This window comes from Agrobacterium sp. S7/73 (genome assembly GCF_019355535.1).
Lineage (GTDB): Bacteria > Pseudomonadota > Alphaproteobacteria > Rhizobiales > Rhizobiaceae > Agrobacterium > Agrobacterium tumefaciens.
In genome coordinates this window covers 1,846,395-1,866,371 of sequence record NZ_CP072136.1, presented here as the reverse complement: position 1 = coordinate 1,866,371, position 19,977 = coordinate 1,846,395, and the positions used below count along the sequence as shown (strand labels likewise).

Annotated in this window: 20 protein-coding genes; 7 read left to right on the top strand and 13 right to left on the bottom strand. The window is 58.7% G+C overall.

All coding sequences use genetic code 11. The features are described 5' to 3' along the window. Positions 1-24: 24 nt before the first annotated feature. On the bottom strand, positions 25-1,908 hold the full coding sequence (abc-f, locus tag J5276_RS09225; RefSeq protein ID WP_112154980.1) for a ribosomal protection-like ABC-F family protein: 1,884 nt from the start codon (positions 1,906-1,908) through the stop codon (positions 25-27). Between the two features lie 70 nt (positions 1,909-1,978). Next, positions 1,979-3,025, bottom strand: a complete 1,047-nt coding sequence (locus J5276_RS09220) for a GGDEF domain-containing protein (RefSeq protein WP_003512413.1) — start codon at positions 3,023-3,025, stop codon at positions 1,979-1,981. Between the two features lie 256 nt (positions 3,026-3,281). Between J5276_RS09220 and J5276_RS09215 the strand changes: the two genes are divergently transcribed. Together J5276_RS09215 and ndk are read left to right on the top strand one after the other, a co-directional pair. After that, complete coding sequence (locus tag J5276_RS09215) at positions 3,282-3,977, top strand: glutathione S-transferase family protein (protein ID WP_038490568.1); 696 nt, start codon at positions 3,282-3,284, stop codon at positions 3,975-3,977. A gap of 103 nt (positions 3,978-4,080) precedes the next feature. Further along, positions 4,081-4,503, top strand: a complete 423-nt coding sequence (gene ndk / locus J5276_RS09210) for a nucleoside-diphosphate kinase (RefSeq protein WP_003502118.1) — start codon at positions 4,081-4,083, stop codon at positions 4,501-4,503. 293 nt (positions 4,504-4,796) lie between these two features. Here the strand turns inward: ndk and J5276_RS09205 are convergent, their stop codons facing one another. Next, complete coding sequence (locus J5276_RS09205) at positions 4,797-5,309, bottom strand: hypothetical protein (RefSeq protein ID WP_065704779.1); 513 nt, start codon at positions 5,307-5,309, stop codon at positions 4,797-4,799. Beyond that, a complete protein-coding gene (locus J5276_RS09200) occupies positions 5,306-5,857 on the bottom strand; it encodes a CGNR zinc finger domain-containing protein (protein ID WP_065704776.1) in 552 nt (183 codons plus the stop codon). The genes J5276_RS09205 and J5276_RS09200 overlap by 4 nt, the downstream gene beginning before the upstream one ends. A 59-nt stretch (positions 5,858-5,916) precedes the next feature. Between J5276_RS09200 and J5276_RS09195 the strand changes: the two genes are divergently transcribed. After that, the gene (locus tag J5276_RS09195) at positions 5,917-6,813 is read left to right on the top strand and encodes a branched-chain amino acid ABC transporter permease (RefSeq protein WP_112154963.1); all 897 of its coding nucleotides are present in this window, start codon (positions 5,917-5,919) and stop codon (positions 6,811-6,813) included. 60 nt (positions 6,814-6,873) lie between these two features. Here J5276_RS09195 and J5276_RS09190 read toward each other — a convergent pair whose 3' ends face one another. From J5276_RS09190 to J5276_RS09170, 5 genes are all read right to left on the bottom strand, one after another. Beyond that, positions 6,874-7,329 (bottom strand): molybdenum cofactor biosynthesis protein MoaE, encoded by a 456-nt coding sequence (locus J5276_RS09190; protein ID WP_013635855.1) that lies wholly within the window; start codon positions 7,327-7,329, stop codon positions 6,874-6,876. A 4-nt stretch (positions 7,330-7,333) separates the two neighbouring features. Next, on the bottom strand, positions 7,334-7,588 hold the full coding sequence (moaD, locus tag J5276_RS09185) for a molybdopterin converting factor subunit 1 (RefSeq protein WP_019565410.1): 255 nt from the start codon (positions 7,586-7,588) through the stop codon (positions 7,334-7,336). Continuing rightward, positions 7,588-8,175 carry a CDP-diacylglycerol--glycerol-3-phosphate 3-phosphatidyltransferase gene (pgsA, locus tag J5276_RS09180; protein ID WP_003512433.1) on the bottom strand — a complete coding sequence of 196 codons (588 nt, stop codon included), beginning with the start codon at positions 8,173-8,175 and terminating at the stop codon, positions 7,588-7,590. The genes moaD and pgsA overlap by 1 nt, the downstream gene beginning before the upstream one ends. A gap of 102 nt (positions 8,176-8,277) precedes the next feature. Beyond that, positions 8,278-10,329, bottom strand: coding sequence for an excinuclease ABC subunit UvrC (uvrC, locus tag J5276_RS09175; protein WP_013635857.1), 2,052 nt, complete (start codon positions 10,327-10,329; stop codon positions 8,278-8,280). Further along, positions 10,326-11,114 carry an SDR family oxidoreductase gene (locus J5276_RS09170; RefSeq protein ID WP_013635858.1) on the bottom strand — a complete coding sequence of 263 codons (789 nt, stop codon included), beginning with the start codon at positions 11,112-11,114 and terminating at the stop codon, positions 10,326-10,328. The genes uvrC and J5276_RS09170 overlap by 4 nt, the downstream gene beginning before the upstream one ends. Before the next feature lie 347 nt (positions 11,115-11,461). Between J5276_RS09170 and J5276_RS09165 the strand changes: the two genes are divergently transcribed. Then, positions 11,462-12,118, top strand: a complete 657-nt coding sequence (locus J5276_RS09165; RefSeq protein WP_003512439.1) for an outer membrane protein — start codon at positions 11,462-11,464, stop codon at positions 12,116-12,118. Positions 12,119-12,233: 115 nt separating this feature from the next. Here J5276_RS09165 and J5276_RS09160 read toward each other — a convergent pair whose 3' ends face one another. Both J5276_RS09160 and J5276_RS09155 read right to left on the bottom strand, forming a co-directional pair. Further along, a complete protein-coding gene (locus J5276_RS09160) occupies positions 12,234-12,830 on the bottom strand; it encodes a glutathione S-transferase (protein ID WP_003512441.1) in 597 nt (198 codons plus the stop codon). Between the two features lie 33 nt (positions 12,831-12,863). After that, positions 12,864-13,637, bottom strand: a complete 774-nt coding sequence (locus J5276_RS09155; RefSeq protein ID WP_019565411.1) for a ribonuclease — start codon at positions 13,635-13,637, stop codon at positions 12,864-12,866. A 199-nt stretch (positions 13,638-13,836) separates the two neighbouring features. Here J5276_RS09155 and J5276_RS09150 point away from each other — a divergent pair, with 199 nt between their 5' ends. Then, positions 13,837-14,772 carry a lysylphosphatidylglycerol synthase domain-containing protein gene (locus J5276_RS09150; protein WP_019565412.1) on the top strand — a complete coding sequence of 312 codons (936 nt, stop codon included), beginning with the start codon at positions 13,837-13,839 and terminating at the stop codon, positions 14,770-14,772. Between the two features lie 9 nt (positions 14,773-14,781). Here the strand turns inward: J5276_RS09150 and J5276_RS09145 are convergent, their stop codons facing one another. Then, positions 14,782-15,645: a 23S rRNA (adenine(2030)-N(6))-methyltransferase RlmJ gene (locus tag J5276_RS09145; protein ID WP_038490589.1), complete on the bottom strand. Its 864-nt coding sequence runs from the start codon at positions 15,643-15,645 to the stop codon at positions 14,782-14,784. 29 nt (positions 15,646-15,674) lie between these two features. On the opposite strand from J5276_RS09145, the gene J5276_RS09140 reads away from it, so the two are divergent. Both J5276_RS09140 and J5276_RS09135 read left to right on the top strand, forming a co-directional pair. Continuing rightward, positions 15,675-17,894, top strand: a complete 2,220-nt coding sequence (locus J5276_RS09140) for a molybdopterin-dependent oxidoreductase (RefSeq protein WP_162647873.1) — start codon at positions 15,675-15,677, stop codon at positions 17,892-17,894. 66 nt (positions 17,895-17,960) lie between these two features. Continuing rightward, positions 17,961-18,587 (top strand): NUDIX domain-containing protein, encoded by a 627-nt coding sequence (locus J5276_RS09135; RefSeq protein ID WP_025593009.1) that lies wholly within the window; start codon positions 17,961-17,963, stop codon positions 18,585-18,587. Positions 18,588-18,999: 412 nt separating this feature from the next. Here J5276_RS09135 and J5276_RS09130 read toward each other — a convergent pair whose 3' ends face one another. Then, positions 19,000-19,935, bottom strand: coding sequence for an omptin family outer membrane protease (locus tag J5276_RS09130; protein ID WP_112154962.1), 936 nt, complete (start codon positions 19,933-19,935; stop codon positions 19,000-19,002). Positions 19,936-19,977: the final 42 nt, after the last annotated feature.

The following is a 19,977-nucleotide window of genomic DNA, read 5'->3' as shown; positions in this document are numbered from 1 at the left end:
TTTTCGCACCAGCTTGATGACGCATCACTGCGTCATCGCATCCTCATATTCGCTCGAAAGCATCAGCCACTGCTCCTCGGCGTCTGAAAGCTTGCTCGCGGCTTCGCCACGCTCTTTGACTTTCTGCGCGGCCTTGGCAGGTGCCTTTTCGTACAAAGCAGGGTCCGCCAGTTCCTTGTCGAGCGACTGAATCACTTTCTCAAGCTTCGCCGTCAAAGATTCGATTTCATTGATCTTTTTCTTCAGCGGCGCAAGCTGGGCGCGTTTTTCGGCGTTGGCCTTGCGCTGGTCGGCTTTCGATGTCTGGTCGGCGGCGGCTTCTGTCTTCTCTTCCTTCTTTTTTCCGGAAGAGACGACGAGGTCGCGATATTCCTCCATGTCGCCTTCAAAGGTCTTCACCGTGCCGTCGGCCACCAGCCACAGGCGGTCGACAGTTGCCTCGATGAGGTGCCGGTCGTGCGAGATGAGGATGACGGCGCCGTTATAGTCGTTCAGCGCCTCGATCAGCGCCCGGCGACTGTCGATGTCGAGATGGTTGGTCGGTTCGTCTAGAATAAGCAGATTTGGCGCATGGAAGGCCGCAAGTCCCATCAGCAGCCGGGCCTTTTCACCGCCGGAAAGGTCTTTCGCCGCCGTCGCCATCTTCTCCGTCGCAAGTCCCATCTGCGCAACCCGCGCCCGCACCTGCGCTTCAGACGCCAGCGGCATCATCTTGCGCACATGTTCGACCGGTGTCTGGTCCGGCACGAGATCGTCCAGCTGATGCTGCGCAAAGAAGCCGATCTTCAGGCCGGGGGCGATGCGAAGATCGCCCGCTTGCGGCGCAAGCCGACCGGAGATGAATTTCGCAAAGGTCGATTTGCCGTTGCCGTTGGAACCGAGCAGCGCGATGCGGTCGTCATTATCGATGCGGAGATTGAGCTGCTTCAGAATGGATTTGCCCGGCTCGTAACCCACGGCACCGCCATTGATGGCGACGATGGGTGAGGCGGGCTGCTTTTCCGGCTCCGGGAACGTGATCGGCTGGACGTGGTCCTCGATCACGGCGGCGACGGTGCCCATGCGCTCCAGCGCCTTGATACGGCTCTGCGCCTGGCGCGCCTTGGTGGCCTTGGCGCGAAAACGGTCGATGAAGCTTTGCAGATGTTTGCGCGCGGCGTCGTTTTTCACCTTCGCCTTCATCTGCAATTCGTCTGCTTCGGCTTTCTGGCGCTCGAACTGGTCATATCCGCCGCGATAGAAGGTCAGTTTCTTCTGGTCCAGATGCACGATGGAATTGACGGCATTGTTCAGCAGATCGCGGTCGTGGCTGATGATGATGACGGTATGCGGATAACGCCGGATATAGTCTTCCAGCCAGAGCGTGCCTTCAAGGTCGAGATAGTTGGTCGGCTCGTCGAGCAGCAGGAGGTCGGGTTCGGCAAACAGCACGGACGCGAGCGCCACGCGCATGCGCCAGCCGCCGGAGAACGAAGAGGCGGGGCGAAGCTGCGCCTCGTGATCGAAGCCAAGACCGGCAAGAATGCTGGACGCACGGGCTTCGGCCGAATGCGCGTCGATATCGACCAACCGCACCTGAATTTCCGCGATCCGGTGCGGGTCTGTTGCGGTTTCCGCCTCGGCCAGCAGCGCGCTGCGCTCCTTGTCGGCGGAAAGCACGATGGAAATCAGCGATTCTTCCGTTCCCGGCGCTTCCTGCGCAACCTGGCCGATGCGCGCGAGTTTCGGGATCGTTACCGAACCGCTTTCCGCTGAAAAGTCACCGGTGATGACCCGGAAAAGAGTGGATTTGCCGGCGCCGTTGCGGCCAACGAGGCCCACCTTCACGCCAGCCGGAAGCGTCACGCTGGCGTGGTCGAGAAGCAGGCGCCCGGCGATGCGGGCGGAGAGATCGGTAATCGTAATCATGGCGCCGTTTTGGCCGAACTGCGTGGCCAAGGCAAGAGCGCGCGCGCCACACCAGATCAGATATGCAGCTTCAACAGCCGAGCTGCGCCAGATAGCTGCTGCGGCTGCGTTGAGCCACGTCCCGGGAGTAGCCTATGACGCAATTTCGCGTGCCGCAGCGTGCGGACAGCAGGGCGAGCTCGGCATGGCTGAAAAACTCGGCTGATGTCGCGGTGCAGTCCACTGCCGCAACGCCGATCGACACGGTCAGATGCTCGCCGTCGCCCTCACTGGTGACGAAACGTAGCGCCTCGACGTTCTGCCGCAACCGCTCTGCAATTGCTTCAGCTGTATTTTGCGAGACGCCGGCAAACAGAAAAGCGAACTCGTTTCCGCCGATGCGGGCAACGAAATCGTCCTTCTTGATCGTCTTGCGGAAAAGCGCTGCCAGCCGGCGCAGCGCCTTGTTGCCGGCGGTGGGGCCGTATTTGCCGTTGATTTCGCGGAAATGGTCGATGTTGAGCAGCACAAGCGATGTAGCTGATGCCCCCTGAGCGCCCGAAAACAGGTCGCCGAGCTTCTCGAGGAAAGCCGCCCGGTTGGGAAGCGCCGTCAAGGCATCACGCAGGGAATTCGCCTGAAGATCGGTCCGGCTTTTCTCAACCTCGCGGATTTTCATCAGCCCCATGGAAACGAAATGCCGGAGACTCGTTTGTTCCTCGTGAATATCGCCCATCAATTGCGCAAGCCGCTCCGTTGCAGGCAGCTCGGAGTGATCTTGCCCGGAAAGACTGGCAATAAATGTTTCGGTGCGTTGCAGGCCGGCTTCCAGTCGCGCGGAAATCTGCTTCAGCGTCTCGAAGGCCGTCGCTGCCATCTGCTCGGCCTCGATCTTCGAAAAACCCGGCAGATTGTGTCTCTGGCCGACAATATCGATTTCATGCTGTTGCGGCGCGTTGCCAAGGGCGAGAATATCGCGTCCCATCGCCGGGTTATGCCCCGACAATATTTCGTAGATCAGTTCGTAGTTTCGCGGCAGCGGTGCAATATTCATCTTGTCGATGAACTGAGCAATTTTTGTAAAGACGAGACCGTTCCTTGCCTTCTCGCGTTTTTTATCGCCCGCCGTTGACGTCACTGACAGCCCCAATACCAATAAATTATGAATGCACCGGTGATAACCGATTGTTGAACACGATTATTCTTACAAGCAACGGTTTAAAATAGGCTAAACCTGACGAGGTTTTCATTGCCGTGAGACCCCCATTCTCGTGGAGGGGACTGTTGCGCGCCGGATGCGGTTTTTGATCAGTAGTATGACAAATCCTGATTTGATTTCACGCGGCGGTCGTTTTTATATCGCATCATCGATGTAGCAGAAGAGGGTGCAGCCTATGACGACCTCCAGAACCTTATATTCACTTTGCGGAAGCGATAGCGCACGGCCGTTTTCTCCCCATTGCTGGAAAACCGTGCTTTCGCTGGCGCATAAGGGGCTGGATTTCGAGGAGCGTCCCTTGCCCTTCACGGTCATCCCGACGGTGGAGGACGGTTTTTCGAGGACCGTGCCGATCCTTCGTGATGGCGACCAGCTGGTGAGCGACAGTTTCGAGATCGCCCTTTATCTGGATGAGGCCTATCCGGAGCGGCCGTCGCTGTTTAACGGGGAAGGCGGCAAGGCGATGGCGCGTTTCGTTGAAAGCTGGTCGCAGACGGTACTGCACCCGGCCATCACCCGCATTGCCGTGCTCGATATCCACAATATGCTTGATGAGCCTGACCGCCTTTATTTCCGCGACAGCAGAACGAAGGCGCTAGGCCGGACGCTAGAGGATGTGGTGGCGAACCGTGAGGCGGAAATCGCGGCCTTCCCAGCGCTCCTGGCGCCGATCCGCCGCATGCTGGGCTTCCAGCCTTTCATCGGTGGCTCATCGCCGCTGTTTGCGGACTACATCGTTTTCGGTGCGCTGCAATGGGCAAGGATTACCACCGGAGCGGATCTGTTTTCCGAAAACGACCCCGTCCGTGACTGGTTCGAAGGCTGCCTAGACCTCCACGACGCCAGAGGCCGCAGTGTGACAGCGGCGTGAAATGTCTGCAGCCATCGTCGCAATGTGGTTGATCCCCCTTGTTTTCGGGCCTTTGGGCGGGTAAAGACCGCCCACTTTCTCTATAGGAAAAGGAAACGGACACATGGCGATTGAACGCACATTTTCGATGATCAAGCCGGACGCAACCAAGCGTAACCTGACTGGCGCGATCACCAAGGTATTTGAAGACAACGGTCTGCGCATCGTCGCCTCCAAGCGCGTCTGGATGAGCAAGCGCGAAGCTGAAGGCTTCTACGCCGTTCACAAAGAGCGTCCCTTCTTCGGCGAACTCGTTGAAGGCATGACCTCCGGCCCGACCATCGTTCAGGTTCTGGAAGGCGAAAACGCTATCCTCAAGAACCGCGAAATCATGGGCGCAACCAACCCGGCCCAGGCTGCTGAAGGCACCATCCGCAAGAGCTTCGCGCTTTCCATCGGCGAAAACTCCGTTCACGGTTCGGACGCTCCTGAAACCGCCGCACAGGAAATCGCCTACTGGTTCGCCGAAACCGAAATCGTCGGCTGATTCAAAATATCAACGGCTTGAATCGCCATCTCAGGCGATGGCATGAAGCCGCTGAAAAGACTCGATGAAACGGAGCCGAAAGGCTCCGTTTTTTTGTATTATTTGCAGGTAGATTGTTTCCTGTGCCGAGCATCCGCCCCCCTCATTCCTGTGCTTGTCACAGGAATCCAGCCGACGCGCGTCCGCGCGGCGAAAGAGTCTGTCCAGCCCAAGGACGTGGGCTGGCTAGATTCCTGTGACAAGCACAGGAATGAGGGGAGGTTCAATTTTCGCTTCGTCTACTCCGACGATCGTCACGACGCCGGACACCCCTCGACTGGCCGCATATCCGTCGTGCCGTCCGCTTTGAACACGTCCGGGTTGGGCGTGTAGAGCGGCCCTACCGTCAGCGGTTTGGCGGGAAGGAGCGATTGGTCTGTGTCGGAGCGGATGGTGGTCTCTATCGTCTGCAGTACATCGCCTTCCGGCCCTTTGATGCGGATCGTGACCTTGTAGGGGCGGTCCTGCTTCACGCATTCGACCGGCGGACTTTGAACGGCGATCTTTTCATCTGCCGGGAAAATCTTCTCCCTGGTCGTCAGCTCGGTGCCACCGCGGGGATTTTCGAAGGTCGCTTCCAGCGTGCTGCCGTCGCGGATGGGGGCGATGCGCTGCAAGGTCACGAGATAGGTGGCAATCGCCACACGGTAGTTAAAGACGAACATGCGGCCGGAAACCTTCGCGACATCGCGCGGCTCGTCCCGCTGACAACCGGAAAGACCGAGCACAGTAGTGATCGCCAGCAACGGAATGGTTATTCCTCTCATGCCTGCGCCTCCTTCTTGCGGTGGTAATGCCGGCTGGCTTTCTGGCGGTTGCCACACACCGTCATGTCGCACCAGATGCGGCTTCTGTTCTTGCTGCGGTCGATGAAAAGCCAACCGCAATTGCCGCAAATCCGCAGCCGTTTCCGCGTTTCCGCCGCAAGCAGCGACAGAGCTGAATGGGCGGTCGCATTGGCAAGGCTCTCTCGCAGGGGAAACAACCGTAGTGCCGTGCCGCATGCGAAGAGAAGCCCGGCCAGCCGACCGTCGTCATCGTCGCCACTCGTCATCGAAGAGCGGAAATAATCGTCGATCGCCTCGCGAAGATCGAGAAATACCTGCCTCCTGTCCGCTCCGGGCGCGATGAGGACGGGAAACCTGTCGCGCTCCGCTCCGAGTCGGGTCGACGCCTCGGCAAAAGTGGCGATTTGCTCAGGCACAGCAAAACGGTCGACCGATTTTGCCGCGTCCGCGCGCAGGATGACGCTATTGGCGACATCGAGGGCCAATGCGCCGCCTGCGAAACGATGTTCTGTCCAGCGAAATGTCATGGCGACATTATAACTATCAAAATGGATTTTAACAGTTATAATGCGATGGGGAGGACGGATTGGCTTATTTCCTGCAACAATTGCTGAATGCCGTACCGGTCGCCTCGCTTTATGCGGTTCTGGCGTTCGGCTATGCCATCGCCTTTTCGGTCACGAAAAGGGCCGATGTCACCTATGGCGCGATCTTCGCTTTTGCCGGTCAGACCTGTCTGCTGTTTGCCGATTTTGGCTGGAACCGGCTGTGGCTGATCTTGCCTGCGACACTCGCGCTTGGGGCAGGGGCCGGTCTTTTCGGCGGTCTGTGGGCGGCGGCTTTCATCGGCAGGGCGGTGATGCGGCCCCTGGCTAAAGCCTCCCCCAATGCGGTGACGGTCGCCTCCATTGGCGTGCTGATCGCGCTCACCGAAAGTGCCAGACTTGCCGCCGGCACGCGACAATTATGGCTGCCGCCGCTTTTGTCCGAACCGGTGCGATTCTGGGCCGATGGAAGCTTCGCCGTCACCCTGACGTCGATGCAGATGCTGAACACGGCTGTCTTCTGCCTGCTCGTTCTCACAGGCACTTTCTACCTCCAGCGTTCCGGCTTTGGCAGACGCTGGAAGGCGGTGTCGGACGATGCTTTCGCCGCGTCACTGTGCGGGGTAAATGCAGGCAGGGTGTTCCTGCTGTCCTACTGTGCAGCGGGTCTGCTTGCCGCCATCGCCGGCGTCCTCGCCACGTTTTATTACGGCACCATGGATTTCGGTGCCGGTCTGGTGTTCGGCCTGAAGGTCGTGCTGATTTCGGCAGCGGGCGGTTATGCAAGCCCGCTCGTCTGCGCGCTCGGGGCTGCTGCCGTCGGATTCGCGGAAACGCTATGGGTCGGTTACGGCCCGGTTATCTGGCGTGATGCGGCGGTTCTGGCGCTTCTGGTGGGCTGGCTGATCGTCGTGCGTAGCAGGGTGGAAGCGCCCTAGAGCATTTCCAGGAGGGGTGGCGTCCGGTTTTCGTCCGGAAGTGCGGGAAAACACAAAGCGTTACCGCCATTTGTCCTTGGCCGTGTCGTCGGTCGTCTTTGCGGCAACCCAGTCGCCCTTCGTGCCATCCTTGCCATGTTCCTTTTTCCAGAACGGGGCGGACGTCTTGAGGTAGTCCATCACGAAATTTGCGCCGTCGAAGGCGGCCTGCCGGTGCCGGGAAGCGGCAATGACGAGGACGATATTCTCGCCGGTGGCGATCTTGCCATGGCGATGAATGGCGGTGAGGCCGAGGAGGTCGAAGCGTTCGATGGCGAGTTGCGCGATACGGGTCATTTCCGCTTCGGCCATGCCGGGATAATGCTCGAGTTCCAGCGCCGCGAGCGTGCCGCCATCATCGCGACAAAGCCCGGTGAAGGCCACCACCGCGCCAATGCTCTTGTCGCCTTCCGTCAGCCTGCGGGTTTCTTCCGCAGCGTCGAAATCCTGTGCCTGCACGCGGACCGTCGGCTGCATCCGGTTATCCCCCCGTCATTGGCGGGAAGATGCCGATCTCGCGCGCACCGGCAATGCTCTCGTCATGTTCAACATGTTCCTGATTGACCGCAACGCGGATCACATCTGGAAATTCGAAAGCGGCTTCGTAGTTTTCACCAAGGGTTGAGAGATAGGCGATCAGCTCACCGGCCGTGGTAACGGAGGAGGGGATATCCAGCTCCTCCTCCGCCGTGCCGATCTTTTCGCGAACCCAGGCGAAATAAACGATCCGCGCCATCATTCTTCGTCCACGATGTGCTTGAGACCCGCCTTGAAGTAGTCGTAGCCGGTGTACATGGTCAGCGCTGCTGCTAGCCAGAGAAGCGTAATTCCCATCTCGGTCGTGTAGGGCAGAACCTTGTCGCCCGCGGGACCTGCGAGAAGAAAGGCGATGGCCACCATCTGGATGGTGGTCTTCCACTTCGCGATGCGGGTGACGGGAACGCTGACCTTCAGCGCCGCCAGATATTCACGCAAGCCCGAGACCAGAATTTCGCGGCAGAGAATGGTGATGGCGGCCCAGAGCGACCAGCCGGCAATGGTGCCGTCCGCTGCCATCAAGAGCAGCACTGAGGCGACCAGCAGCTTGTCGGCGATCGGGTCCAGCATGCGGCCGATATTGGAGGTCTGGTTCCAGATACGCGCCAAATAACCATCCAGAAAATCGGTCAGCGAGGCGACGATGAACAGCCAAAGTGCCGTCCAGCGCGCAAAATCCGAGCTTTCCAGCTTTCCTTCGATGTAAAAACACAAAACGATGACGGGAACCGCCAGAATGCGGGCATAGGTGAGAAGGTTGGGAATGCTGTATGCGCGCGAAGCCATGGGAAACCTGTCAGTCTGGATAAGCTGCCTTGATGCCGCCCCTGACGCATAGGGTCAACACGTTATTATGTTTTTTTAGCAGTTCGTTGCGACAGTGCGCCTTCAATCGCCACTGCTCTCATGGAAGTGATTGTAGATTTGCCGCGCTACGGCTTCTGAAATGCCGGTGACATTCATCAGATCGTTGAGGCCTGCGCGTGAAACCGCCTTGGCCGTACCGAAATGCTGCAGCAGCGAGCGCTTGCGTCCTGGGCCGATCCCCGAAATTTCATCCAGCGGATTGCGCACCATTTCCTTCTTGCGTCGCGCCCGGTGTGAGCCGATGGCAAAACGGTGGGCCTCGTCGCGCATGCGCTGGATGAAGTAAAGCACGGGATCGCGCGGCGGCAGGGAAAAATCGCTGCGGCCATCCGCAAAGAAGCGCTCGCGGCCCGCCTCGCGGTCCACACCCTTGGCGACACCGATGGCAATCACGCTGTCGCGAATGTCGAGCTCATCGAGGATGGCACGCACCGCCGTCATCTGTCCCTGACCACCATCGATCAGGATAACGTCCGGCCAGGCGGGGAAGGGCATGTCCGCGGCTTCCTCGGGTGTGGGCGTCAGCGTCTGCGCGCGGTCGGGCTTGCCCTCTTCCTTCAACAGGCGCGAGAAGCGGCGGGTCATGACCTCACGCATCATGCCGAAGTCGTCACCGGGAGTGATGTCAGTCGATTTGATGTTGAACTTGCGATACTGGTTTTTCACGAAGCCTTCCGGCCCCGCCACCACCATGCCGCCGACGGCATTTGTGCCCATGATGTGCGAGTTGTCGTAAATCTCGATCCGGCGCGGCACGTAGGGAAGGTTGAAGGTTTCCGCGAACCCCTTCAGCAACCGCGCCTGAGACGAGGTTTCCGCCAGCTTGCGGCCATGCGCCTCGCGGGCATTGGCAAGAACATGGTCGGTGATGTCCTTTTTCTCGCCGCGCTGCGGCACGCTGATCGTGACCTTGTGTCCGGCTTTTTCGCCGAGAGCAGCGGCCAGCAATTCCTGTTCCTCTACGGTTTCGGAAAGCAGGATCTGCTTCGGCACCGGTTTGTCGTCGTAAAATTGCGCCAGAAACGCATTGAGGATTTCCGAGCCGGGCAGGGACGGGTCGGCCTTCGGGAAATAAGCGCGGTTGCCCCAGTTCTGGCCGGTGCGGAAAAAGAACACCTGGATGCAGGATATGCCGCCCTCGTGATGGATGGCGAAAACATCCGCCTCCTCGATGCCGGCCGGATTGATGCCCTGATGGCTCTGGACGTGCGAGAGCGCTGCCAGCCGGTCGCGATAGACGGCGGCGCGCTCGAAGTCGAGATCCTCGGCCGCCTCGTTCATCTGCCGGGCAATCGCGGTCTTGACGCTCTGGCTCTTGCCGGACAGGAAATCCTTGGCTTCCTTGACGAGTTCCGCATACCCCTCATCGCTCACCTCATGTGTGCAGGGGCCGGAACAGCGTTTGATCTGGTAAAGAAGACAGGGACGCGTGCGGGTTTCGAAAACGCTGTCGGTGCAGGTGCGGATCAAGAACGCGCGTTGCAGTGAATTGATCGTGCGTCCAACGGCTCCGGCAGAGGCGAAGGGCCCGAAGTAGTCGCCCTTGCGCGCCCGCGCACCCCGGTGCTTGAAAATCGCCGGTGCACGATTGTCTGCTGTGATCAGGATATAGGGAAATGACTTGTCGTCGCGCAAAAGCACGTTAAAGCGCGGCCGCAAGCGTTTGATGAGGTTAGCTTCCAGGAGAAGCGCCTCGGTTTCCGTGCGGGTGGTGACGAATTCCATATGGGCGGTCAGCCGCACCATCTGCGCAATGCGGTTGGAATGCACGCGACCCTGGGCATAGTTGCCGACGCGCTTCTTCAGCGAGCGCGCCTTGCCGACGTAAAGAACGTCGTTCGCCTCGTTGAACATGCGGTAGACACCCGGCGAGTTCGGCAGGTGTTTGACGAATTCGCCGATCAGATCCATGCCCTTCAGGCCGGATTCGTTTTTCCAGCCGGCATTCCAGTCCATGCCGGCAACGTCGCGCGGTGCCTCGGCCGCGTCTGTCGCGGCAAGGTTTGCATCGTCGTCTTCGTCATCGGTTTCATCGAAGAGAATACCGCCGTCAGGCAGCTTCTTTCCGTTCATTCAGGTATCTCCGCCACATCAGGGGTTTCCCAGCCAAGATGCTGGCCGCCATCGAGCGCGATCATTTGTCCGGTGACCGACGGCGTATCAAAAAGAAAGCGAATCGTCCGCCCGAACTCGTCGGGTTCCGGACCGCGCTTTAATATAAGGCCGTCGATCTGCGCCTGAAAGTCCTCCGGCGCCTGTCTTTCGCTTTTGAAGGAGGGACCCGGCCCGATGGCGTTGACGCGCACCCGCGGCGCAAAACTCTGCGCCATCGTCCGTGTGGCTGTCCAAAGGGCCGATTTCGAAAGCGTATAGGAGTAAAAACGCGGCGTAAGCGCAAGTACGCGCTGATCGATGATGTTGACGATCAGTCCCGATTTATCCTGAGGCAATTGCTGAACGAAGGCGGCCGCGATGAGGGAAGGCGCCCGCACATGCACGGAAAAATGCGCGTCGAAGATTGCCGGATCGGGCGTTTCTGCCGAATCGTCCAGAAAAATGGATGCATTGTTGACGACGACGCCTATCGGGCCGAGCGCCGAAGATGCCTGTTCGACAAGCGCCATTGTTGGCGATGATTGTGTCAGATCCGCCTGAACGGCAACGGCCTTGCCGCCTTTTTGCCTTATTTCGTTAGCGAATTCCTCGGCTTGCCCCATGGAGGCATTGGCGTGGACGGCAATCGCAAAGCCATGCGAGGCCAAATCCGTGGCGATCGCCCGCCCGAGCCGCCGGGCGGCACCCGTTATCAAGACTGTCTTCGGTATATTTTCTTTCACAGCGGACCTGCATTTGCTCATACACGCCCTATTTGCTGGATATAATCGCAAATCGCAAGCTGTCCGTGGGCCGTAAAAGAATTGTGTGGATTTTTATTGGTAATGTAATTTAAATTTAATTTGAATATAACTAAGTTTAAATTCGATATATTGGAAATTAAGTTTCCAGTAGGGTTAATAAAACCCTTGTGGCAATTAGGCAACGTCTAATTCTAGTCACGTGTCTGCCCCAAACAATTCACATTTTGGCTCTTTGATCTCCGCATTCTCCCATCAAATTCAATTTTCAGAGGGGCGATTAACCCGACGAATTTACCGCGTCTAAAAACAATGTTTTGAGTACGGCGCGGTCCTGAAAGGAGAATAACATGCGTATTTTCGTAGCAACCATTATGGCTTCGACCATTGCAGCCGCCGGTTTCTCGGCTGCTCACGCCGCTGACGCCGTAAACGACGTGCCGCAGGCACCGGTAGCCTACGACCAGCCCGCTCCGGTCAAGAACTGGACCGGTGCTTACCTCGGTGGTACCGCCAACTACGATTGGGGCCGTTTCAGCTCCAGCAACGACGGCCGTGACGCCAAGGGCGCCGGCGGCGGTATCTACGGCGGTTACAACATGCAGAACGGCCAGATCGTTTACGGTGCCGAAGCAGACGTTAACCTCGGCCGCGAGCGCGGTTCCGCTGGTACGGTTGGTGGCAACGCCGTCGAAGGCAAGCAGGGCGTCAACGGCTCGCTGCGTGCTCGCGTCGGTTACGACATGAACCCGTTCCTGCTGTACGGTACGGCTGGTCTCGCAGCCTCCGACAACAAGGTACGTGACGCGACCTCCAAGGACAGCGCAACCGCCCTCGGTTACACCGTTGGTGCCGGCGTTGAAGCCATGGTTACGGACAACATCACTGCCCGTCTGGAATATCGCTACAGCGACTACCAGAAGAAGGACTACAGCCTGGACTCCGGCGCGTTCTCGCGCGGCTTCGACGACCACTCCGTCAAGGCCGGTATCGGCGTCAAGTTCTGATCCTTCAAGGATCGGTAAAGAAAAGCCGGGGTTTACGCCCCGGCTTTTTCGTTTTTGCCATCAGCTACAGCATCCATGCCCGGCGATCAGGCCAGGCATGGCGCTCACATTGGCGTCAGGCGGCAGCCCTCATGTCCTTATAGGCTTCGAAACGCTTGCCGAATGTTTCCGGCCATTGCGCCAGCGCCTCGTGCCCTTCTGCCCATTCACCTGCAAAACGCAGATCGAGATAACCGATCAACGCCGCAAGGGCGAAATGTCCGCCATGCAGCTTCTTGCCGGTTTTCGGCAGGTTGGCGTTGAGATGATCCAGACCCTTCACCGCCTTTTTCCACTGCTTGTCGATCCATGGCTGGTGAACTCTGTCCTCCGGGCGGGAACGGCGCTCGTAAACGATGGCCAGCAGGCAATCCATGATGCCGTCGCAGAGCGCTTCCAGAATTTCCGCTTCGGTGCGCTTGCCGTTCTTTTTCGGGTAGAGCTTGCCGCCCGAAAGGCGGTCTAGATAGTGCATGATCGCGACGCTGTCATAGACCGAGCCGCCATCGTCCAGAAGCAGGACCGGAATTTTGCCGAGCGGATTGTTGTCAACCAGCGTCGCGGGCTCGGCATTGGTGTCGACGGCGACGTTGGTAATGTCGATGCCGAGATGGCGGGCGGCCATGCGCACCTTGGCGGAGTAGGGGGAAGTGACGGAGTAAAGCAGTTCCATAGCCGGGTCCTGACGTATGTTGATGTGTGGGTATTAGCGAATGGGGACGATTTCGGTAGCGCTGACGCGGCAGCCCTTGCGGTCAAGCTCAGGGCAATCGCGGAATGTCATGTCCTTGTTGAGGCAGATACGGACTTCCTCAAGGCGTTTTCCGTCGCAGCTGATCGAGACGCCGCGTTTCGACATGCCGGGGTTGGCGTCGGTGAAGGCGGTTTCGATGGCTTCGGCGGAAAGGGTGGCGCCTTTAGCGCCCGAGGCAATCGTCTCCGGCAGCTTGACCGCCTCGAAGGCGGTTCGTGTTGCCGAAAAATAATCCTTTTGCGAAAGGCCGGAGCAGGCGCCGTGCTTGCGCCACTGGTGGCCGATCAGGCCCATGGAGGGCATGATGTCGAACATCGTGCGGCCGATTGCGTCGGGCACACGGTCCGGCTCGCTGCTCGTGCAGAATTCGGGGTATCCGGTTTCGTTTTGCGGCCAAAGCCCGTGTACGACGAAACCGTACCGCCTGTTGCTGCCGCATTGCTGGCGATTGCCGGAACCTTCGGAGCTGGCGCAGAACGCCGGCGACCAGGAGAGCGAAAGCACATAAAAATCGAAGCCTGTTCCGGCGGGCACAGGGTTTTTGCCCGTGTCTCGTCGGGCAATTTCCGGCTGGGATGTTTCGGGCCTGGAATTGCCGGCGGGCTGCGTTTGGGATTGGGTCTGCCGGTTGCTTGCAGAACCGGTCGGGGCCGGGTTTTCCCGCGAAAACCAAAGGGCCGCAAGCGACAGAAGACCGAGGGCGATGAAACCGGCATAACGCTTCATTTCGTGCACGTTCTCCGGAAAATGGACGACCTCGTATCGCCCGCAGACGACAAAGCGGTCTTACATAAATTTGTGAACGAGGCAAACGGGCAAAAAGGTTGAAAGCTTCGCCGCATAACGAATAGAGTCGAACGAATCTTCTGCGGAGTGCGGAAATCGGGTTGGGGTGAAGCTGGGGGAAATAGGCGGGCATGACCGCATGACATTGAAGAAATACATCTGGCCCGTCATTGGTCTGGCAACGATCGGTTTTTCGGCCTGGCTGCTCTATCACGAGCTGCGCGGTCTTTCACTCGATGATCTATGGGAAAGCCTCACGGCCATTCGCGCGCGGGACTGGGTGTGCTCCGGCCTGTCGACGCTTGTCGCCTATGCCGCCCTTGCAGGTTACGACCGCATCGCTCTCCAGCACCTCGGCCGGAAGGTAAACTGGTTCTTCATCACGCTCACCTCCTTCACCACCTACGCGCTTTCCCACAATGTCGGGGCATCCGTGTTTTCCGGTGCCGTCGTCCGATACCGGGCCTATACGTCCAAAGGGTTGAGCGCTGCCGAAGTCGGCATTCTTGTCGGCCTTTGTTCCTTCACTTTCATCATCGGAACGATCATGCTCATCGGTCTGGTGCTGGTCTACGAACCGGACATTACCGAGCGATTTACCGGGATCCTGCCCGTGGAAGCATCAACGACAACCGGCGTCCTGCTGCTCGCCATCGTCGCACTTTATGTGCTCGGCAGTCTTTTGAAGTTGCGGCCGCTGAAAATCGGTTCGTTTTTTCTGCCATATCCCGTGCCGAAACTGGTGGCGCAACAGCTTGTCATCGGTCCGATCGAACTGATCGGAGCCGCAGGCATCATCTATTTCGCGCTGCCGGAAGCCGGAAATCCCGGTTTCATGATCATTCTCGGGATTTTCCTGATTTCCTTTTCAGCGGCGCTCATCTCGCACGCGCCGGGCGGGCTTGGCGTGCTGGAGCTGGTGTTCGTCACCGGCCTGCCTGATATGAACCCGGCTGACGTGATTGCGGCGCTGCTGGTGTTCCGGCTGTTCTACCTCATCATCCCGTTCATCATGGCGCTTTTCGTGATCCTGTTCTTTGAGCGATCGCAGCTTGCACAGGCGCGGAAGGGGTGAGGTAAGCCCTCAATCCTCTTCCGGCTTTTCCTCGCCGCGCAGCCAGAAGGCGCGGTGCGAGGCGTATCTGTCCTGCGCCATCACCGTCTTCAGGAATGGCAGCAGCGTGTGCAGCTCGTCCTTCAGCGTGTAGGGCGGGTTGACGACGATGAGGCCTGAGCCGCTCAAGCCTTCCAGCCGGTCGCTTTTCACGGAAAGTTCCGCGCACAGCATCTTCGGAATATCGAAGGATTGCAGCCGCTCGTGAAAATCCTTGATCGGTGCGCCTTTTTTGAGCGGATACCACAGGCAATAGGTGCCGGTGGAGAAACGCCGATATGCCTTGTTCAACCCATCCGCCAGCCGCTGATATTCATTTTCAAGCTCGAAAGGCGGATCGACGAGGATGAGGCCGCGTTTTTCCTTCGGCGGCAGATGCGCGCCAAGCGATAGCCAGCCATCGAGCTCCGTCACCCGAACCTGATAATCTCCCTCGAACAGACGCGCCAGCGCGCGTGCGTCGTCCGGGTGCAGTTCCATGGCCGAAAGCCTGTCCTGCGGGCGGAACAGCATGCGCGCGAGCTTCGGCGAGCCGGGGTAGAACTGCATGCCGCCTTCGGGGTTGAGTTCCCTGACGGTGGAAAGATAGGGTTCCAGCAATTCAGCGACAGGGGCCGGCAGATCGGCGCCCATCAGCTTGCCGATGCCGGTCTGCCATTCGCCTGTCTTCTGCGCCTCTTCCGACGACAGGTCGTAGAGGCCGATGCCGGCATGAGTATCCAGCACCCGAAACGCCTTGTCCTTGTTCTGCAGGTAACGGACGAGACGGGCGAGAACGGCGTGTTTGAGAACATCCGCGAAATTGCCGGCGTGGTAGATGTGGCGATAGTTCATGGGATGTGTCTCGCTTCCCGATGGGGATGATGAATATTCTTGATGGACGTCACTTCGGCCTTTTTGCCGCGTCGCTGATGCAATATAGAAAAGACATGAACCTTGCGACCCCGATTTCCGCTAAAAACGCCACCCCGAAAGCCGAAAGTGCCACGCGCATCGGCCACACGGTCTGTCCGCACGACTGTCCGAGCGCCTGCGCGCTGGAAGTGGACATCAATGCCGATGGCCGCATCGGCCGCGTGCGCGGCGCCAATGCCAATACATACACTGCCGGCGTCATCTGCGCCAAGGTGGCGCGTTACTCCGAGCGTATCTATCATCCCGGCCGTCTTTTGACCCCGAAGCGCCGCAACGGTGCGAAGGGTGCCGGCGACTGGCAGGAGATATCCTGGGAAGCGGCATTGGACGAGGTTGCCGACGCCTTCGTCAAAGCCGAGGCAAAGCACGGCGCCGAAGCCATCTGGCCTTATTTCTATGCCGGAACCATGGGACAGGTTCAGCGCGATTCCATCGAGCGCCTGCGTCACGCCAAGAAATATTCCGGCTTTTTCGGATCGATCTGCACCAACATGGCCTGGACGGGTTATGTGATGGGTACAGGCGCGCTGCGCGGGCCCGATCCGCGCGAAATCGGCAAGGCCGATGTCGTTGTCATCTGGGGCACGAATGCTGTCGCCACGCAGGTCAACGTCATGACCCATGCGGTAAAAGCCCGCAAGGAACGTGGCGCGAAGATCGTCGTCGTCGATATCTATGACAATCCGACCATGAAACAGGCCGATATGCGGATCGTTCTGCGTCCCGGCACCGATGCGGCGCTCGCCTGCGCCATCATGCACATTGCCTTCCGCGATGGTTATGCCGACCGCGATTACATGGCGCGCTTCGCTGACGATCCGGTGGGACTTGAAGAGCATCTGAAATCGAAGACGCCGCAATGGGCGTCCGAAATCACCGGTCTTTCCGTGGAGGAAATCGAGGATTTCGCAAGGCTCGTGGGCACGACGAAAAAGACGTTCTTCCGGCTCGGTTATGGTTTCGCCCGCCAACGCAACGGCGCGGTCGCCATGCACGCGGCTCTTTCTATCGCCACCGTTCTTGGCTCCTGGCAATATGAAGGCGGCGGCGCCTTCCACAATAACGGCGATATCTTCCGGCTCAACAAGGCGGAACTGATGGGCACAGCCTATGCCGACCCCAACGTGCGCCAGCTCGACCAGTCGCAGATCGGCCGCGTGCTGACGGGGGATGCGGAAGCGCTGCGACATGGTGGCCCGGTGACGGCGCTGCTCATCCAGAACACCAACCCCGTCAATGTCGCACCCGAGCAGCGGCTGGTGAAACAGGGTTTCCTGCGCGACGATCTTTTTGTTGCCGTGCATGAGCAATTCATGACGGAGACGGCCGAGTTGGCCGATATCGTGCTGCCGGCCACCATGTTCCTTGAACATGACGACATCTACCGCGCCGGTGGCCAGAACCACATTCTGCTTGGCCCCAAGCTTGTGGAGCCGCCGGAAACCGTGCGCACCAATCTCTTCGTCATTGAAGAACTGGCGAAACGTCTTGGTATTGACCATATGCCGGGCTTCGGTCTTTCAGCCCGCGACCATGTCGATCATATGCTGAAAGTCAGCGGCTGGGGCGATTTCGATACGTTGGCGGAAGAAAAATGGATCGATGCGCAGCCCTCTTTCGAGGTGGCGCATTATCTCGAGGGCTTTGGTTATGGTGACGGAAAATTCCGTTTCAGCCCCGAATGGGCGACAGGGCCGTCTCCAAACAAACCGCCGAAAAACATCGGCGTGATGGGGCCGGTTGCGCAATTTCCGAAATTCCCGGATCAGGTAGATGTCATCGAAACCGCCGACGGAGAGCATCCTTTCCGACTGGCGACATCGCCAGCGCGCAACTTCCTCAACTCCACCTTCGCGGAAACGAAAACCTCCGTGCAGAAGGAAGGCCGTCCGGAAGTGATGATCTGTTCCGAGGACGCCACCCGCAACGGTATAGCCGATGGCGACATCGTGCGTATCGGCAATGGCCGCGGCGAAGTGCGTCTTCACGCGAAAATCGTGGAGGGTGCGAGGCCCGGCGTTCTGGTTGCCGAAGGGTTGTGGCCCAACAAGGCGCATCTGGACGGCGAGGGTATCAATGTTCTGACGGGCGCCGATGCCGTCGCCCCCTATGGCGGCGCGGCTTTCCACGACAATAAGGTGTGGCTCCACCGCGACGACGAAGCCTGAAAGGCTTGATATTGCACCGCAACAGGGCCAAGCTGAACACTTCCGCGACAGGCAAGGGAATATCCGGTGACACAGACGCAAGCGAAAAACGTTCCGGCCGACACTGATTCCGGCAGGGTCCGGCTGGTGGAAAAGGAAACGGTGTGGAAGGGCTTCGTGCATATGCAGAAGCTCATTTTCGATCAGCGCATGCCGGATGGCAAGACAATCCGCATCATCAGGGAAGTCCACGATCACGGCAGCGCCGCCGCCATCCTTCTATACGATGCCAAACGCGACAGCGTGGTGATGGTGCGCCAGTTCCGCCCTGCCGTCTTCGTGAACGGCGATCCAAGCTTCATGATCGAAGTGCCAGCGGGGCTCCTCGATGACGACAACGCCGCCGACGCCATTCGCCGTGAGGCGATGGAAGAATCTGGCTACGCGGTGGAAAAGGTCGAATACCTGTTCGACATGTATGCCAGCCCGGGAACGCTCACCGAAAAAGTCAGCCTCTTCGTCGCCCGCATCGATCTCGACGTGCAGGCCGGCAGCGGTGGCGGTCTGGAAACCGAAGGCGAGGATCTGGAGGTTCTGACCTACGGCCTCGACGAAGCCTTCGCGATGATCGCGTCCGGCGAAATCACCGATTCCAAGACGATTATTCTGTTGCAGTGGGCCATGTTGAATCGAGCGGCTCTACGCAAACCTTAAGCGAACGCAACGTTTTCCAACTTTGCCGCAGCCGCAAGCTTCCTATCATGTGTTGCTAAAGGCACATTGTGCGAAATCGCAAGCGAGAGGTAGGCAGCATCATAGGCGGGAAGCGCATGTTTTGTGCCAGGCGGATGATAGAGACGTGATCGGCGATTGTGCCGTCCTCGTCAGACAGGAACCAAGCCGCGACTACCGAGGCGTCCGCGACAAAGGCCATTACTTGCGGCCTTCTTCTTTCCACGCCTTGACCTCATCCGGAGTTGTCTTTTTTCGTTGCGACCGTTCTGTCCGCATCGCAGAGATGAGGTGTCGACGAGATTGAGGATCGCTCGCTTTTACGAGGCATGCCACAGCTTCGTTCTGCGTGCGATAATAACATCTTCTCCCGCCTCAACCGGAAGCCTTCAACTCAGAATCTGCCCTTTACGCCGGCCCCAACGAAAAGCGACTGCATATCGCCGCCCGCCGTATCTTTATAAAACAGGCCGGTAGTTCCGCCAGTCGGTGTGAGGGTTTTGTCACCGCGACCGAAGCTCGTATATTCGTATGCGCCATCCAGGTAGAGGGAGGCATTCTCAGTCAGGGCATAGGCGATGCCCGCTTTTGCTCCGAACATGCCGCCAACATGGAATTTGTCGGTGAAGCGGATCGAACGCATCCAGTGATCGTCCGTAGCTTTCGCATAGATCATTGCGCCGCCTTCGAGGCCGGCATTCAGCGACCAGTTCCCTAATTTGCGCCCACCGGTCACATTGCCGTAAAATACGGGGATTTGCTGCCGGTAGGTGATGGCTTTTTCGCTATTGTTGAACTCACCGACATTATTGCGAAATCCTCTCCAACTGTAGATGTAGTCACCGCCATAGGCGGACCACTGCACGTCGGTATAGCGAAAGCCGATACCGGCACTGAGGTGCTGCAGCGGGTCTTCCAGCAGTGTTCTGTTGATTTCGATGCTTCCGGTCAGGTAGTGGTCGAGGCGGGTGTCGCTGTGCTGTGAGCGGTCGCTCCATCCAGTTTTCGATGTATCCCTGTAATAAGGAGGCAGCCAATCGTAGTCGGTCATGTAGCCATCGCCAGCAAAGCCGATTCGACCTTCCGTTTTTATGCGCCACTCGGGTGACAGCTCAAGTCCAAGCGATCCGCGTAACGCCATGGCATTTGTTGTTTTCCAGTCAAGTTGACTGTTTTTGTGGCTTCCGTTGTAAAAGGTCTCGGTGGCCTTGATGTTTAGAACGCCGGCATCCAATGAGGCTGTGATGCCGCTTTGCTCGGCGGCGAGCGGCAGGCTCGTGCCCACCAGTAAAACGGCCGAAAGCGGCAGGGAAAACCTCGAAAATAGCATAATCGCTCCTGAATGACCGGAGGGCTCCAAAATGCGGGGCCG

Excerpts from the sequence above, each read along its gene's own strand:
- J5276_RS09200 (WP_065704776.1), bottom strand. The coding sequence starts at position 5,857 with ATGACATTTCGCTGGACAGAACATCGTTTCGCAGGCGGCGCATTGGCC.
- J5276_RS09205 (WP_065704779.1), bottom strand. The coding sequence starts at position 5,309 with ATGAGAGGAATAACCATTCCGTTGCTGGCGATCACTACTGTGCTCGGT.
- uvrC (WP_013635857.1), bottom strand. The coding sequence starts at position 10,329 with ATGAACGGAAAGAAGCTGCCTGACGGCGGTATTCTCTTCGATGAAACC.
- J5276_RS09215 (WP_038490568.1), top strand. The coding sequence starts at position 3,282 with ATGACGACCTCCAGAACCTTATATTCACTTTGCGGAAGCGATAGCGCA.
- J5276_RS09150 (WP_019565412.1), top strand. The coding sequence starts at position 13,837 with ATGACATTGAAGAAATACATCTGGCCCGTCATTGGTCTGGCAACGATC.
- J5276_RS09130 (WP_112154962.1), bottom strand. The coding sequence starts at position 19,935 with ATGCTATTTTCGAGGTTTTCCCTGCCGCTTTCGGCCGTTTTACTGGTG.
- J5276_RS09170 (WP_013635858.1), bottom strand. The coding sequence starts at position 11,114 with ATGAGCAAATGCAGGTCCGCTGTGAAAGAAAATATACCGAAGACAGTC.
- ndk (WP_003502118.1), top strand. The coding sequence starts at position 4,081 with ATGGCGATTGAACGCACATTTTCGATGATCAAGCCGGACGCAACCAAG.
- J5276_RS09165 (WP_003512439.1), top strand. The coding sequence starts at position 11,462 with ATGCGTATTTTCGTAGCAACCATTATGGCTTCGACCATTGCAGCCGCC.
- J5276_RS09190 (WP_013635855.1), bottom strand. The coding sequence starts at position 7,329 with ATGCAGCCGACGGTCCGCGTGCAGGCACAGGATTTCGACGCTGCGGAA.
- J5276_RS09140 (WP_162647873.1), top strand. The coding sequence starts at position 15,675 with ATGAATATTCTTGATGGACGTCACTTCGGCCTTTTTGCCGCGTCGCTG.
- J5276_RS09145 (WP_038490589.1), bottom strand. The coding sequence starts at position 15,645 with ATGAACTATCGCCACATCTACCACGCCGGCAATTTCGCGGATGTTCTC.
- pgsA (WP_003512433.1), bottom strand. The coding sequence starts at position 8,175 with ATGGCTTCGCGCGCATACAGCATTCCCAACCTTCTCACCTATGCCCGC.
- abc-f (WP_112154980.1), bottom strand. The coding sequence starts at position 1,908 with ATGATTACGATTACCGATCTCTCCGCCCGCATCGCCGGGCGCCTGCTT.
- J5276_RS09160 (WP_003512441.1), bottom strand. The coding sequence starts at position 12,830 with ATGGAACTGCTTTACTCCGTCACTTCCCCCTACTCCGCCAAGGTGCGC.
- J5276_RS09155 (WP_019565411.1), bottom strand. The coding sequence starts at position 13,637 with ATGAAGCGTTATGCCGGTTTCATCGCCCTCGGTCTTCTGTCGCTTGCG.
- moaD (WP_019565410.1), bottom strand. The coding sequence starts at position 7,588 with ATGGCGCGGATCGTTTATTTCGCCTGGGTTCGCGAAAAGATCGGCACG.